18 protein-coding genes and 1 tRNA gene are annotated in these 11,854 nt (G+C 67.8%); 7 read left to right on the top strand and 12 right to left on the bottom strand.

What is annotated here, in order from left to right; all coding sequences use genetic code 11:
• The first annotated feature begins 107 nt into the window (after positions 1-107).
• The 3 genes from ACO1BU_RS06745 to ACO1BU_RS06735 all read left to right on the top strand — a co-directional run bounded on the left by ACO1BU_RS06745 (position 108) and on the right by ACO1BU_RS06735 (position 1,650).
• A complete protein-coding gene (locus tag ACO1BU_RS06745) occupies positions 108-782 on the top strand; it encodes a hypothetical protein (protein WP_424135152.1) in 675 nt (224 codons plus the stop codon).
• A gap of 69 nt (positions 783-851) precedes the next feature.
• Positions 852-927: transfer RNA gene (locus ACO1BU_RS06740), tRNA-Glu, on the top strand.
• A 480-nt stretch (positions 928-1,407) separates the two neighbouring features.
• Entirely contained in the window at positions 1,408-1,650 is a 243-nt protein-coding gene (locus ACO1BU_RS06735; protein WP_424135151.1) for a hypothetical protein, read from the top strand.
• 181 nt (positions 1,651-1,831) lie between these two features.
• Here ACO1BU_RS06735 and ACO1BU_RS06730 read toward each other — a convergent pair whose 3' ends face one another.
• The 12 genes from ACO1BU_RS06730 to ACO1BU_RS06675 all read right to left on the bottom strand — a co-directional run bounded on the left by ACO1BU_RS06730 (position 1,832) and on the right by ACO1BU_RS06675 (position 9,655).
• Entirely contained in the window at positions 1,832-2,068 is a 237-nt protein-coding gene (locus tag ACO1BU_RS06730) for a hypothetical protein (protein WP_424135150.1), read from the bottom strand.
• 135 nt (positions 2,069-2,203) lie between these two features.
• Positions 2,204-2,545 carry a hypothetical protein gene (locus ACO1BU_RS06725; protein WP_424135149.1) on the bottom strand — a complete coding sequence of 114 codons (342 nt, stop codon included), beginning with the start codon at positions 2,543-2,545 and terminating at the stop codon, positions 2,204-2,206.
• The gene (locus ACO1BU_RS06720) at positions 2,542-4,581 is read right to left on the bottom strand and encodes a DUF927 domain-containing protein (protein WP_424135148.1); all 2,040 of its coding nucleotides are present in this window, start codon (positions 4,579-4,581) and stop codon (positions 2,542-2,544) included. The genes ACO1BU_RS06725 and ACO1BU_RS06720 overlap by 4 nt, the downstream gene beginning before the upstream one ends.
• Positions 4,581-5,579, bottom strand: a complete 999-nt coding sequence (locus ACO1BU_RS06715; RefSeq protein ID WP_424135147.1) for a hypothetical protein — start codon at positions 5,577-5,579, stop codon at positions 4,581-4,583. Before ACO1BU_RS06715 ends, ACO1BU_RS06720 begins: the two co-directional genes overlap by 1 nt.
• Entirely contained in the window at positions 5,576-5,857 is a 282-nt protein-coding gene (locus ACO1BU_RS06710; RefSeq protein WP_424135146.1) for a hypothetical protein, read from the bottom strand. Before ACO1BU_RS06710 ends, ACO1BU_RS06715 begins: the two co-directional genes overlap by 4 nt.
• A complete protein-coding gene (locus ACO1BU_RS06705; protein WP_424135145.1) occupies positions 5,854-6,402 on the bottom strand; it encodes a hypothetical protein in 549 nt (182 codons plus the stop codon). Before ACO1BU_RS06705 ends, ACO1BU_RS06710 begins: the two co-directional genes overlap by 4 nt.
• Positions 6,402-6,617 carry a hypothetical protein gene (locus ACO1BU_RS06700; RefSeq protein WP_424135144.1) on the bottom strand — a complete coding sequence of 72 codons (216 nt, stop codon included), beginning with the start codon at positions 6,615-6,617 and terminating at the stop codon, positions 6,402-6,404. Before ACO1BU_RS06700 ends, ACO1BU_RS06705 begins: the two co-directional genes overlap by 1 nt.
• Before the next feature lie 146 nt (positions 6,618-6,763).
• Complete coding sequence (locus ACO1BU_RS06695) at positions 6,764-6,964, bottom strand: helix-turn-helix domain-containing protein (RefSeq protein WP_424135143.1); 201 nt, start codon at positions 6,962-6,964, stop codon at positions 6,764-6,766.
• Between the two features lie 91 nt (positions 6,965-7,055).
• On the bottom strand, positions 7,056-7,766 hold the full coding sequence (locus ACO1BU_RS06690; RefSeq protein WP_424135142.1) for a hypothetical protein: 711 nt from the start codon (positions 7,764-7,766) through the stop codon (positions 7,056-7,058).
• Positions 7,767-8,352: 586 nt separating this feature from the next.
• Entirely contained in the window at positions 8,353-8,907 is a 555-nt protein-coding gene (locus ACO1BU_RS06685) for a hypothetical protein (RefSeq protein WP_424135141.1), read from the bottom strand.
• Positions 8,904-9,374, bottom strand: a complete 471-nt coding sequence (locus ACO1BU_RS06680) for a hypothetical protein (protein WP_424135140.1) — start codon at positions 9,372-9,374, stop codon at positions 8,904-8,906. The genes ACO1BU_RS06685 and ACO1BU_RS06680 overlap by 4 nt, the downstream gene beginning before the upstream one ends.
• Positions 9,371-9,655 (bottom strand): hypothetical protein, encoded by a 285-nt coding sequence (locus ACO1BU_RS06675; protein WP_424135139.1) that lies wholly within the window; start codon positions 9,653-9,655, stop codon positions 9,371-9,373. The genes ACO1BU_RS06680 and ACO1BU_RS06675 overlap by 4 nt, the downstream gene beginning before the upstream one ends.
• Before the next feature lie 571 nt (positions 9,656-10,226).
• Between ACO1BU_RS06675 and ACO1BU_RS06670 the strand changes: the two genes are divergently transcribed.
• The 4 genes from ACO1BU_RS06670 to ACO1BU_RS06655 all read left to right on the top strand — a co-directional run bounded on the left by ACO1BU_RS06670 (position 10,227) and on the right by ACO1BU_RS06655 (position 11,833).
• Entirely contained in the window at positions 10,227-10,472 is a 246-nt protein-coding gene (locus tag ACO1BU_RS06670; protein WP_424135138.1) for a helix-turn-helix domain-containing protein, read from the top strand.
• Between the two features lie 238 nt (positions 10,473-10,710).
• Complete coding sequence (locus ACO1BU_RS06665) at positions 10,711-10,965, top strand: hypothetical protein (protein WP_424135137.1); 255 nt, start codon at positions 10,711-10,713, stop codon at positions 10,963-10,965.
• Between the two features lie 340 nt (positions 10,966-11,305).
• Positions 11,306-11,539, top strand: coding sequence for a helix-turn-helix domain-containing protein (locus ACO1BU_RS06660; RefSeq protein ID WP_424135136.1), 234 nt, complete (start codon positions 11,306-11,308; stop codon positions 11,537-11,539).
• 18 nt (positions 11,540-11,557) lie between these two features.
• A complete protein-coding gene (locus tag ACO1BU_RS06655; protein ID WP_424135135.1) occupies positions 11,558-11,833 on the top strand; it encodes a hypothetical protein in 276 nt (91 codons plus the stop codon).
• The last annotated feature ends 21 nt before the right edge of the window (positions 11,834-11,854 follow it).

Here is an 11,854-nt window from a genome sequence, read left to right as displayed (position 1 = left end):
TGCCCTGGGCGGCAGGGCGCCCTAACTCGCGGCGCTGGGGTTCGGGGCGAGGGGCGGGTGTATCACCGGCGCTGCCCCAGCCTTGCCGGACACACCGCGGAGATCCCATGCCGCCAGGCCGTTTCCTGATTCCCCTTCTGCTGCTCGCTGGCTGCGGCAGTGACTATTCTGCCGATACCTATGCGACCCGCGCGGTGCAGCAGGTGGACCCGGTGCAACAGGGTGTCATCGTCGGCGCGCGGGAGGTTGCCATCTCGGCGGATGGCACCTCCGGCGCGGCCGTGGGCGCCGCGGCTGGCGGGATTGTCGGGGCGGCGACGCCGGGCGGCAACATGACCGCGGCCCTGGCCGGCGTGGGCGGTGGCCTGATCGGCGGGTTGTTCGGCAGCACGGCCGAGCGTGCCGTGAACGACAATCGCGGCACCGAGTACATCGTGCGCCAGACCGATGGGAAGCTGGTGCGCGTGACCCAGCGTGATGTGCCGCCCCTTCCCATCGGCCAGAAGGTTCTGGTGATCGCTGGGGCGCAGGCGCGGATCGTACCAGACTACACTGTTGCCGATGTGCCACCTCCCCCGGGCCAGGCGCCGGCGCTCATGCAGTCACCGGTGCGGGCCGATCCACCGGCTTCCTCCTCCTCAGAGGGCCAGCCGCCAGCGCCTGCCGAGGCCCCGCAGCGTGAGGAACTGTCTCCACCGCCCTCGCCCTCCCCGGCCTCTTCCGAGGCGCCGGCTTCCCCGCGCAGCCCCTTGGTCCCGCCCGAAGCGCCACTTGCACTTTGAACGGCCGCTAGACGGAGGCCGCCGGGCGTTGTAGTGACCCCCGGCGCGCCACTTGGTGCGGTCCGGCCTGTCCCGTTCGTCTAGAGGCCTAGGACGCGGCCCTTTCAAGGCTGCAACACGGGTTCGAATCCCGTACGGGACGCCACTGGGCGCTGATTCTGCTGGGATTTTTTGGCGTTCTGGTCCCGCACCCCACAGTTACCCCCACACTTAGCCTGTGGTTGGGATGTTTAGAGCAGCGATGAACGTCATTCCCCACCACTTCCTGCCCACGTCCTCTGCCCCTGAGATATTGGTGGAGCGCAGAGGTCCCGGCTCGGCCGGCTGGGGCTGGCGGCTCACCAGAGACGGGGAGACCTTCAGGACAGGCCCTGGCGGCTACCGCAGTGCCCAGGAGGCCTACGAGGCCGCGCAGGCGGAACTTGGGCGAGGGCCGCGGCCACGCTGACCGAGCTACGGCCTGGGCGGTCTTATCCAGCGTGGACTTCATCACCCGAAGCTTCGCGGCGGCGTAGCCTCGAGCAGCTGCTCGCCAAGCGTCCTGACGGTGACCACCGATTTGTGCGGTGCGGTATGATGGATCAGCGTGCCAAGTTCCTCCCGGCCTCAAGAGGAGAAGAGGGCGATGGACGCTGCGGAGTGGCTGGAACAGCGGCTGGATAAGCGTAGCCAGATGCCGGGCTTTGTAAGCCCTAACCTTGCGGATGAAGTGGCTGCGTGTCGTCAGGACGCCATCAACGATGGCCTGAACCTCCAGGAACTCGATGAAGCAGCAGGCGGCAATTTGACCGATTTCCTTAGTGCGGAAGACCGGATGATAGGTCGCCAGGGAAGCCAGCGAGCTTTCTCTCAGACCTCCTTACCTTAGGCCCCCCAAAGCCTCTATCGGCCAGGGCGATCTTCGCCTGCAGGATGGCGAGAGCACTCAGTGCGCCTTCCTGGTCGGAAGAACGCGAAAGGGGCCGGTTCGTGGTGACGGATTCCGACGTGTTGGGACTTCCGAGGCGAGCTTCGCCCGGCGGCAGCGTGGAAGCTGTAACCGTCACGGATCACCTCTGGATGGCTGGGTCGTTCTTCTGCCACCAAGCGGGGCGCGCTGCCTTGGCAGTGCGGGTGCGCTCCAGGGCATCGCTGATCTTGCCGAAGTTAGCAGCCCGCTTCGCGGCAGAGAGGCGGGTGGTCAGTTGCAGAATGACAGCGTCCAAGCGTTCCTCGTCGCCTCTAGCATCAGCCAGCGCCTTCTCCCAAGGCGCGAGCTGCTTGGCATCAGCGTCCAGCAGCAGCACATCGCGTTGATTCTTGGCGGTATCTACGCGGCCCTTGGCGGTAGACTGCGTCGCCTTGGCCCGCTCCAGCGCGGCCGTGATTACTTCGCAGGTATTCGCGCCCTGCCGCAGCTTCGTGAAGTCCCTGATGGTCTCCTATCGAGGGGTGACGGTGCCGGCCCGCGTAGCCGTAAGACGGAGGCGGTATTCGTGGACGCCGCGCAGCAGCCCGTCCCGAAGCGGGTCCGGATCCGTGGGGGCATAGGGGGTGGGTGCCGCGGCGTAGTGCTCGCGCATGGCCTCGGCTTCAGCGGCGTCGTGGTCGATCTCCGTCCTCCACCGGGCAGCCAGAGCGGAGAGAGAAACATCGTTTTTATCCCCACCCTCTGAGTTCTGGTCGGACAAGTCGGACAGGTCGGACCGACCAATAAAACCGGGCCTAAACCGCTGTCCGACCTCGTCTCGGCCGGTCGGACAGGTCGGACGGGGGGTGGTCACCGGGCGCCTCCGTTCGGAGGCTCCGGATCGCCCAGCAGATTGGCCCTGATGACATAGACGCGGGGTCGCCCGACGCCGGGGACGGTCTCGCGCCGGGCCAGATTTTTGTCCTCGCCGGCATTCAGGAAGCCCTGCGCCCGTAGCGTGCGCGCCGCCTCCGTCGGATCAATCCCCGCCTCCCGGCAGAGTTCGCGCCAGACCTCCGGGGAGATGAGGTACTCGTCGCCGCTGTCTGTGCGGCGCCGCCAGCCCGCTCGCTTGATGACGGGGCGGTCGGGATGGCTCTCAACCCATCCGCTGCTGTTCAGACCGCGCTCGAAGTGGATCCCGACAAACCGCGACGCGCCGTGCTCGGTGAGGAACAGCCGCACCGCGCGGACATGCTGCGCCTCCTCCGTCGCGCCGCCGCCGCCACGCTTCTCGATCCATCGCGCCAGCATCGCCGTGACCGCGCGGAATGCCTCGTCCTCGGGCCAGGGCAGGATGCCCCAAACCGTGGCGAGCTCGCCTGCCAGGGCCACCAGGGCGCAGCGGCGGGCAACGTCCCGCACCTGCGGATCCGCGTCGGCCGGCAGGGTGGCGGCCACCCGCTCTCGCATGGCCGCAGCGGCATCTGCCAAGCCCGCGGCGTCGTTCCGCCGCACCTCGGTCAGCTTGGCGATGAACGCCCTTGCGGCATGCCCATGGTGGCGGCGCACCGCGGCGTGCAGGTCGGTCATCAGGTCGCCCAGCGTCACCCGCCCGTGTAGGTCCGGCCAGGCGGTCGCCGCATCCACGCTGATCGAGGGCAGCCGCACCTCTGCCCCGGCCGGCAGGCTCTGCCCGGTACGAGAGACGACGGATGCGATGTCGAGCTCACCCGTGCTTAGGATGAAGGTGCGCCAAGTACGGCGCCGCTGGGCGGTGGTGTCGCGCCGCATCCGGCCCTTCCCGGATTCGTTCGCGAGCATGTAACAGGCGGAGGCCACTTCCCGCGGATCGGCCTGATGGAGTTCATCAAGCCCCAGCAGCCCGTCCCCGGCTTCCTCGGCAGCACCCTCCAGACCATTCGCGGTGCTGCGCCAGTCCCGTAGCATCGCGCCCTTCACGGGCGGGCCCCAGGCCGAGAGCGCGAGGCGCAGCGCCAGGGTCTTCCCCACCTTGCTGCGGCCAGTGATGTGGAAGCCACCGGACGGCTCGCCGCAGGCGTCCAGCAGCGGCCCGGCGAAGGCGGCGGCGAGAAGGAAGGCCGCCGTCGGATTTCCGGCGGCGGGCGCCGCGACCTCCGCCTTCCATCCGTCCAGGGTGCCGGCCTGTGCCACCATCTGCACGGCGTTCTCGGGCGGCGCCTTCATGACCAGCGTCTCGGCCGTGGCTCCGATTACAGTGCCGTCGGGCAGGATGTACGCAGCCTCCTCGGTGCCCACGGCGTGCCAACCGGCCCGAGAGACCAGCGTGACCCGAGAGCCGGCCTGGACGCCACCCAGGGCCTCTCGCAGCAGCAACCGAGCCGCGGGGTTGGGGGAGACCCGTAATCCGCGCTCCAACAGCGCAGCCTCCAGCTCGCCAGGTGCCGTGACCAGCAGCCGGGCCGGCATGGGCCAGGTGTGGAGTCGCCCGTCGCGGTCCTTCCAGCGCAGCCAGAGGCTCCAGCCCTCTCCGGCGGCGTCCCGGGCCTCGCCCAGCACCTCCAGCGGCGCGCAGAGCCAGACCTGCCCGGCCTCTCCCTGATCGGCGTAGAGGCCTTCCTTCTCCATCGTGAAGCCGTGCGGCCACCGCACCTCGCCGGGCTTGGGAGGTGCCTTCCGACGCGCGGCGGCGGCCTTCTCCTGCTGGCGCTTGGCGCGCTCTGCCTTCACCAGTTTATCGAGGGCGGAGAGGGTCAGCCCGCACTCGTGCGCGGCAGCCTTCCGCTGCTGCTGGTAGTCGGCCTCTGGCAGGCCGGCGAGGCGCACCACCATCAGGGTTACGTCCACCGCGTCGGCAGTGCCTTCCTCTGCGTTCGCGGTGTTTGCGAAGCCGTTGAAGGTCGGATCCCCGTCCATGCGCGCGTCCATCACTCGCGCACCCCCTGGGGCAGGTTGCCTGCGTCGGTGCGCTGCGAGACGGCCCAGGCCGCGATCTTCGCGCCTTCGCCCTTCGGTTTGCCCGCCTGCTCCAGGGCACCGTCCACGGCACGGATCACCTCGTCTGCGGTCAGCAGCCCCGCCACCACGAACCGGGCCAAGCCCCACGCCTCCGCCACGGCAGTTGGGTGGCGGCTGTCCACGGGGGCTGTCGCAATGTTTGTGCAGGCCCGCATCAGGGCGGCCCGGACGTAGCGGTCACCGTTGGTGCTGCTGGCAACCCGCGACGGGTCGGCTGCCGGGCGGGGCGGCGGCTGCAACTCCGCTTCCGTCGGGCAGGTCACCGCCTCCAGGCCCGGCAGCATCGCCAGACGGCGCGGGAGCGGATCGGCCATGTCCACGAAGACCGGCGCCGCAGTGTAGGTAACCTGGGCGGCGCGGAGGGTGGACGGGTCCACCCCCGGCACACCGCGAAGCCAGCACTGGCATTCGGCCCCCGTCAGCGCCCGTTCTAGCCGGAACCAGAGCCGCAACCGCAACCCGCGCTTGATCGCGTGCCCGGCCGTGGCCTGGACGATGCAGGCGGCGGCGCTGAATGCCTCTGGGAGCGTTGCGCGCGCCACCTCGCCGCAGGCCGCCAGATTGCGGAGATCCAGCCCTTCCGGTGCCGGGGTGCCGTCCTCGTCGAGCGCCACCCAGCCCCGTGGCACGTCGCGAAGCGTCGGCTCGTCGCCTGTCTCGGGATCACGGTGCAGCAGGCGCCGAACGCCACGGGTACGGGCGGGATCGAAAATGGCGCCGCGCACCACGCAGAGGTCACGGCGAGGCAGGAGCCAGTTCAGAAGGTCGTTCAGTCCCGCTAGATTGGTGAAGGGCTCCTCAACGAGATTGAAGTGCTTGGGGCTGTCAAAGTCCTGGATCCTGCCTGGGCTGATCGTCTTGGCCAGCTTGCAGCGAGCCTGGAGGATGGTGAGGCTGTCGGTGCTCATTGCAGCCCCACCACATCGTCAGGATCGCCTTGCACGAGGCAGCCGGGCTTATCGGCGAGCTCGGCCTTCGCCTCTTCCGGCGAGATGCCCATGGCGCGGCACATCTCTTCCAATGGCACCATCAGCTCGCCGGTCTCGCGGTGGAACCGGGGCTGCACGCCCAGTTCGTGCAGCAGCTTCAGCAGCTCGCCCTGCAGCTTCTGGCGCACCTCTGGCGGGAGCGTATTGATGTCGAAGTCTCCGGAGAGCTGCGCGAGGCGCGAGAGACGGCTAGTCATCGGGTGCCCTCCTGCACGGGGTGGAAGCCGCCGCGCGGCTTGGCGCTCCAGCAGAGGCACGGGAGCCGCTGACCGCTCTTCCCGCGGCGCTCGCCCTCTGCCTGCACCAGAGCCATCCAAGCGTCCTCCTGGGAGGTGGCTGTCTCGATCAGCAGGACGCGCCGCATGATCGTTGTGGCCGCGGCCACGGCCGCGTAGTGGGCCCGCGTGCCGCCCGTGGCGTGGATAACGATGGATGCAGCCCACCGCAGGTATCGTGTGACGTGCGCGAAAGCCTCGGGAGGAGGCGTTGGCGTGCCGAGATCGGGATCTCCGGAGAGGATGATGAGAGAGGGTGGGCGGTGGGGCGCCACGACCTTTGCCGGCAACCGCCCGCCGGGCATGGCGCACGACACACGGAAGTCACCGGCCAGCGCAGCGCGGAACAGAGGGACGGCGAAGTCGCCGCGCGTCCCCTCCATTCGTTGAATGGCCTGTGTCAGTGCCAGCGGTGGCAGGTCCATGAAGGCCAGAGGGGGCAGAATGGTGGGGCGTGAGGGCAGCATCAGCGGCGCGCCTCCATCTCGCGCTTCCCGGCAAGGGCAGCGGCCATGCTGGCGAACATCAGGAGGACCGGACGACGCTGCTGCGCACCGGGACGCGGCGGCACCTCAAGGGCGACGCGGGGCTCACCATCAGCATCGACTGCCGCCGGGATGTGAACGAGCCGGATCGGCAGCGCCGGCTTGGAAGGAATCGACTTCTTACGGGTACGCTTCACGGGAATCTCCATCGAGATGCCCGGCCGGAAGGACTGGCAAAGCGGCGAGGTGTGCGCTACATGCAGGATGTCGATTGCCCGCGTAGTCCAGTAGCGTAGAGTTCTCGCAGCCCGCCCGGCCCCAGCCGCGGCGGGTTTTTGCTTTGTCAGGCGGCGGTCTTGGGGATGCTGGGCAGGCCGTCCACGAGAGCCTGGAGCGACGGGGCCGGGATCAGAGTCCGGTTACCCAGCTTCCTGGCTTCCAACTGGCCTTCCTTGATCAGCGCGTAGAGCTTGGTCCTGCCGATACCCGAGCTGCTGACCGCCTCGGGGATCGTGAAAGCCAGCTTCGCGGGAGGTATGTGCATTGCCGTCCGTCCTCGTGCTGTTGAACGAGGCGGAAGATGATGGACGGAGAAGCCGGGCAGCAAAGCCGGGCAGCGGGCAGGCTTGCCCGGCTTAGATTCGCCTAGGATCGCGTGAAGCGAGCCGCAGATGAGGCGGTAGATTCTGGTACAAGGGCCTGAGCTGCTTGGTACCCAGCCCCGTCCTCGTGGCCGCGAGTGCAAGGAGGGCATCGCGCTTTGCTGGAGCGCCATGCTTGGCCAACTCGGCCTCCGCGATCTCCTGCAGAATGGCCATTGGGGGCACGGAAGTGGCTTCGCGTTTCTGGACCATGGGCACCAGGCGGCCACCGTTTGCCTGGACGTGCGCCCACTCAACGGGACTGAACGACCGAAGGGCATACCAGTACTCCTGCTGCCCAACACCGAAAGACACCGTGCCGGCGGCAGTGACCACGTGCAGATCCATGAAAGCGAGCGCGCCCAAGTTGATCTCTTCGTAGATCGCCGATGCGCCGCGCAACCCTGCCAGTACAGCAGTGCCGTTTTGAAAAGGCGCCTTGATGAACTGTTGCAGTTCAAGGAGGTCGTCTGGCGCGAAGACGAACGTGGCGCCGTTCTGCGTCGTTCTCTCAACCTTGTCCCACAACGATCTGAGAGCGGAGAGATGTGGAAGCGTGAGGGCTGTGCCCGGCAGTAGGTCCTTGTCAGCCGAAGACCGCAGCACGCGTTCTCGGCTGAGGGTCGAGCCATCCGCGAGAACATAACCGGCGCGGTCGCTATCCTGGATTCGGGCCAACGCCAAAGGCCCACTCTCTGCTCGCATCCAAACCCATCCTGTTTTGATGGGTTCACGGTGAGACATGAAAGGCGCCTCCGTAGCGCATTCCGCTTGCAACGCGGCGGGGCAGCAGGCGCGGAGAGCCTGCGTTCGGGGATCAGCCTAGCCCCGCCGAGCGTGATGATAGCAGGCGCGACGACGGCCGGAAGGAGGGAGGGCGATGTGCCCTCCCTCCGAGATTCCGGCGGCTGCTTGGTGGGGCGATGCTTGCTCACGGCGCCGCCCCCCGCCGAGCGAAGCGCCTCATCCATCCGGTCTCGGGCTTCTCGCGCTGTCGCGCCCAGCTCGCGCCACATCCGGTATCCGGCCTCGCGGGCCGGCATGCCGGCGACGATGCGGCGCCCCATCCGAAGCCAGGCCTCGCGCTCTGGCGGCGTGAGCTGGCGCAGAAGATGCACCACCTCCACCTCACGCGGATCGGTGATGAACTCCACCGGTTGGGACAGGCCGATCGGAATGGGTTTCGCGTCAAGTTGACGCAAAACTCCCGGCGGTGCCGATGCGTGCCCGACCACTGGCGCCGCGATCATGGCGCCGATGCCGCCCAGCACGCCGCGGCGGGTGGGGCGCATCATGCCAGCGCCTCCAACCGGAGCACTTCCTCCACCACCGCCCATGCCTCAATGGCGTGCCAATCGAGGTCGATCGACCCGTCTGCATCGCGGGCTGCGATGGCCAAGGCCATTCGAGCCTTCGCGATGAGCCCCTGGCGGGTCTTTGCTGGCATGGCCAGGGCACGGGCGGCATGGCGGTCAGAGATAGCCGCGAGGCGGTCAGCTTCGTTCTCATACGCCCGGGCCACCGCGATCGGTGCATCCACGGGATAGCGGTTGGCGGCATCCGAGGCACGCTTGGCCTCGGTCGCCGCCTCGCACGCCGCGATGAGCTCCGCGTCGGGGGTGGCAGGGCCTGCCACAGCAACGGCCGGGCCCACTGCCAAGGCAGAGACAGCCGCCAGGAAGCCGCGCCGCGGTGGCCGGCCCGGGGCGGGCTTGCTGGGGAAGCGTGGGGGCTTTGCCGGGGGCTGCTGGCCCGGCTCCAGAAAGAGGCGGCCGGAGAGGATTGGCACGTGCACGAGCGGCTCTTGCGGCACCGGCTCGCCAGATGTGCGGAAGGGGCGGCTCATGCTCCAGCCCTCCCCAGCAGATCGACCTCTGCTAGCGCGCCCCGGGGATGGGCCTCCTTCAAGGCGTGCTCGCCCAGCAGGTCACGCAGCAGGCTCCAGGCCAACAGCGCTTCTCCGTCGCGGTTGAGGAAGATCAGCCCCTGAGCGCGATCGCCACCGGCAAGCCAATCGGCTGCCGCTTCGGCTTTTCTTCTCACTCCCTCGGGGGTGCGGGCGGGAATGGCCGCCGCACGGGCCATCAAGGCTTCCCAGGGACGGGGCTCGTTGATCTCCTCCAGCGTGGGCGGCGTGCTCATCGGCCTCTGCCACTCGCGGCAAAGTCTTCTCGCCTCGTCCAGCAGCGCGATCAGTTCCCCGTCCAGCTCGGCCGCCTTGGTGGCGCCGGCCTCGGGAGCAGCCAGGAGAAGAGCGGCGCAGCTCGCACCGGTCAGGACCGCGCGACGGCCCGTGGGGGTACGGCGGCTCATCCGCGCGGCCTCCCGAAGATGTCGAAGCGCAGATTGGCCGGAATCGGGGCACCGATCCGGCGGTAAGCGTCCCGCATCTCGCGGTGGCTGGGGCGGAGGACCTGCACCGGCCGCACCCAGTCGGGCACAAGTGTCACCGGCTGCTGACTGGCCTCGTCCGGCTCGGCCTCGCCCTCCGCGTCCGGTTCCAGGTCGTAGTCACCATCGAGCGCGTCGAGCATGTCGATGGTGTTGGTGACCAGCACCTCCAGACGAGCGCGGAGGGTGCGCAGCTCCGTCACGAGGGGATCGGAGTTTCCCCCCTGGAGGGGGAGCAGGTTCGGGCAACCGTCCGCCGTCCGGATGGGTACTCTTCTCGGTGTCCCAGCCTGGATAGCGCGGCACGGTGGCGCGCTATCAGCCGTGGGGGCAGGAGCGCCGACGAAATCCGTCGCCGCTTGCTCGCCAGAATGGGGGAGCGAGTTTACGCCTTCCGGGGCAAAAACTACCCGGAACCCGGTATTAATCCCCTCCAGGGGAAAAACCCCCGTGCTCCCGGCGCCGTGCGGACGAAATTCGTCCGCGCTTCCCCCCTCTCCAGATCCGGCGGGCGGGGCTCTTCTCACCCGCCCCAGCGTAGGGAGGGGCACTCTTCTGAGCGCCCCGATTTCGGGGAGCGCATCTCTTCTCGACGCACCTGTGGTATGGGCGTGCTTAGCCATAGCCTGCTCCTGATCCGAGCGGGTTGCGGTCAGGCCGGGCGAGGTGTTGGTAGCACCGCGCTCGGCCGTTCTTGTTGAAGCCGGTGGCTTCACGTGACATAAAATACGTCACCTCGGAGGGTGTCAACGTTTTCATGTCATGTGAACCAAAATGCTTCTAACCGGCGCTCAGATACGCGCCGCCCGTGCCTTCGTCGGCTGGTCAGCGAGAGAGCTGTCAGAGAAGGCAGGGCTAAGCCTATCGACGGTTCAGCGCGCTGAAGGGGCAGACGGAGTGCCCTCGGTCACCAGGGCGAACCTCGCGGCCATCCGCGCCGCCCTGGAAGCCGCGGGCGTCGAGTTCATCGAGCGCAACGGCGGCGGTCCCGGTGTGAGGCTTAGGGACTCCACGGCTTGACCCCCGAGCAGTGCCGGACAGCTCGGAAATTGCTTGGCTGGTCGGTGTTGCGGCTCGCGATCCTGTCGTCACTTGCAGAGTCCACGGCGAGAAGGTTCGAAGGTCGTCAGGGGCCGGTCCGGCCGTCAACTATCGCGGCTATGCGCACTGCCCTGGAGGCGGCTCGGGTCGAGTTCATCGAGCGCGATGGCGGCGGCCCGGGCGTGCGGCTGCGGAAGGAGGAGGAGGATACCCGCAGATGATCGAGCCGACGGGAGACTGGATCGAGGACTGGGGCGACACCTGGACCCTAACCATACCCGATAAGCCGGGCAGGCCGGACCTGTTGCTCCGCGTGTTTCCAGACCCTGCTCACTCGCAAGAGCCTTGGACCTGGGAAGTGGTGGCGCTGGATGATGAGGCTGAGCGGGAGATCGAGGTTGGCGGATCGGCCAGTCGCGACGCTGCCATGGCGGCGGCCGTCGCCAGGGCTACAGCCTACGAGCTGGAATGATACCGTGACCGTCGCTGGAGACGGGTTCATTCCTCAGAATAAAGGCGGGGCAGGGGTAAGACTGAGGAAGCGCTTGTGATTGGGGATCTGAATGCGCGGGAGCGGCGCGCGTTAGAGGCTATGGCCGCCTGCCCATATGAATTCGAGCTCAGGGAAAACTTGGGGAGGGGCGTCGGGCTGTCGACGCTGGAGGGCCTTCTCGATCGTGGCTTCGCCACATTGGGCCCCTGCCCTGTGCAGCCACATTCTCACGGCTGGGCCATCACTGCTGCTGGCCGTCGTGCGCTGGACGGGCGCCATGCCCTTGAGCGAGCGAAGCAGACGCCGCGGACGCCACACCATGACCCCTGATCTTTGCCGCCAGGCGCGTGAGCTTTTGGGGTGGAGCCGGACGGATCTGGCCATTCAGGCGCATGTTTCGTCCGGGACGGTTAAGAATCTGGAGGAAGCGCGTTTTCGGCCTACTCTGACTACGTGCTCCGCCATTCGCGCTGCGTTTGAGGCAGCGGGGGTTGAGTTCATCCCTGAGAACGGAGGCGGGGCGGGCGTCAGGGTCCGGAAGACCGCGACATGAAAGAGGGCTTGCCAGGGTATGAGCAACGCCTCCGGAGACTTTCCAGAATGGTTTGAGGAGGTGAAAGGCATCTGGACCAAGTTCCAGCTCGGCCGTGGCACTGGACTTGAGCTGCGTCTCCGCGTTTGGGCCGATCCTATCCATCCGGTCCAGCCGTGGACCTGGGAGGTGGTAGAGACTTCCGAGGACGTGCCTTCCGAGTTCGAAGTGGATGTGGGCGGCGCCGAGAGCCGGGAAGCGGCCATCGAGGCCGCCATCGCGCGGGCGGCAGCCTATCTTGAGACGGGAGAGTGAGCGGAGTGGAGTTCCTTCCCG

The organism is Roseomonas chloroacetimidivorans (assembly GCF_049629625.1).
GTDB classification, from domain to species: Bacteria; Pseudomonadota; Alphaproteobacteria; order Acetobacterales; family Acetobacteraceae; genus Roseomonas; species Roseomonas chloroacetimidivorans.
Note: the sequence above shows the minus strand (reverse complement) of the source record. Positions and strands in the feature narration are given on the sequence as shown.

Coding starts and splice junctions, on each gene's coding strand:
- ACO1BU_RS06690 (WP_424135142.1), bottom strand. CDS start 7,766: ATGCGAGCAGAGAGTGGGCCTTTGGCGTTGGCCCGAATCCAGGATAGC.
- ACO1BU_RS06735 (WP_424135151.1), top strand. CDS start 1,408: ATGGACGCTGCGGAGTGGCTGGAACAGCGGCTGGATAAGCGTAGCCAG.
- ACO1BU_RS06655 (WP_424135135.1), top strand. CDS start 11,558: ATGAGCAACGCCTCCGGAGACTTTCCAGAATGGTTTGAGGAGGTGAAA.
- ACO1BU_RS06680 (WP_424135140.1), bottom strand. CDS start 9,374: ATGAGCCGCCGTACCCCCACGGGCCGTCGCGCGGTCCTGACCGGTGCG.
- ACO1BU_RS06720 (WP_424135148.1), bottom strand. CDS start 4,581: ATGGACGCGCGCATGGACGGGGATCCGACCTTCAACGGCTTCGCAAAC.
- ACO1BU_RS06745 (WP_424135152.1), top strand. CDS start 108: ATGCCGCCAGGCCGTTTCCTGATTCCCCTTCTGCTGCTCGCTGGCTGC.
- ACO1BU_RS06670 (WP_424135138.1), top strand. CDS start 10,227: ATGCTTCTAACCGGCGCTCAGATACGCGCCGCCCGTGCCTTCGTCGGC.
- ACO1BU_RS06660 (WP_424135136.1), top strand. CDS start 11,306: ATGACCCCTGATCTTTGCCGCCAGGCGCGTGAGCTTTTGGGGTGGAGC.
- ACO1BU_RS06710 (WP_424135146.1), bottom strand. CDS start 5,857: ATGACTAGCCGTCTCTCGCGCCTCGCGCAGCTCTCCGGAGACTTCGAC.
- ACO1BU_RS06715 (WP_424135147.1), bottom strand. CDS start 5,579: ATGAGCACCGACAGCCTCACCATCCTCCAGGCTCGCTGCAAGCTGGCC.
- ACO1BU_RS06695 (WP_424135143.1), bottom strand. CDS start 6,964: ATGCACATACCTCCCGCGAAGCTGGCTTTCACGATCCCCGAGGCGGTC.
- ACO1BU_RS06665 (WP_424135137.1), top strand. CDS start 10,711: ATGATCGAGCCGACGGGAGACTGGATCGAGGACTGGGGCGACACCTGG.
- ACO1BU_RS06685 (WP_424135141.1), bottom strand. CDS start 8,907: ATGAGCCGCCCCTTCCGCACATCTGGCGAGCCGGTGCCGCAAGAGCCG.
- ACO1BU_RS06705 (WP_424135145.1), bottom strand. CDS start 6,402: ATGCTGCCCTCACGCCCCACCATTCTGCCCCCTCTGGCCTTCATGGAC.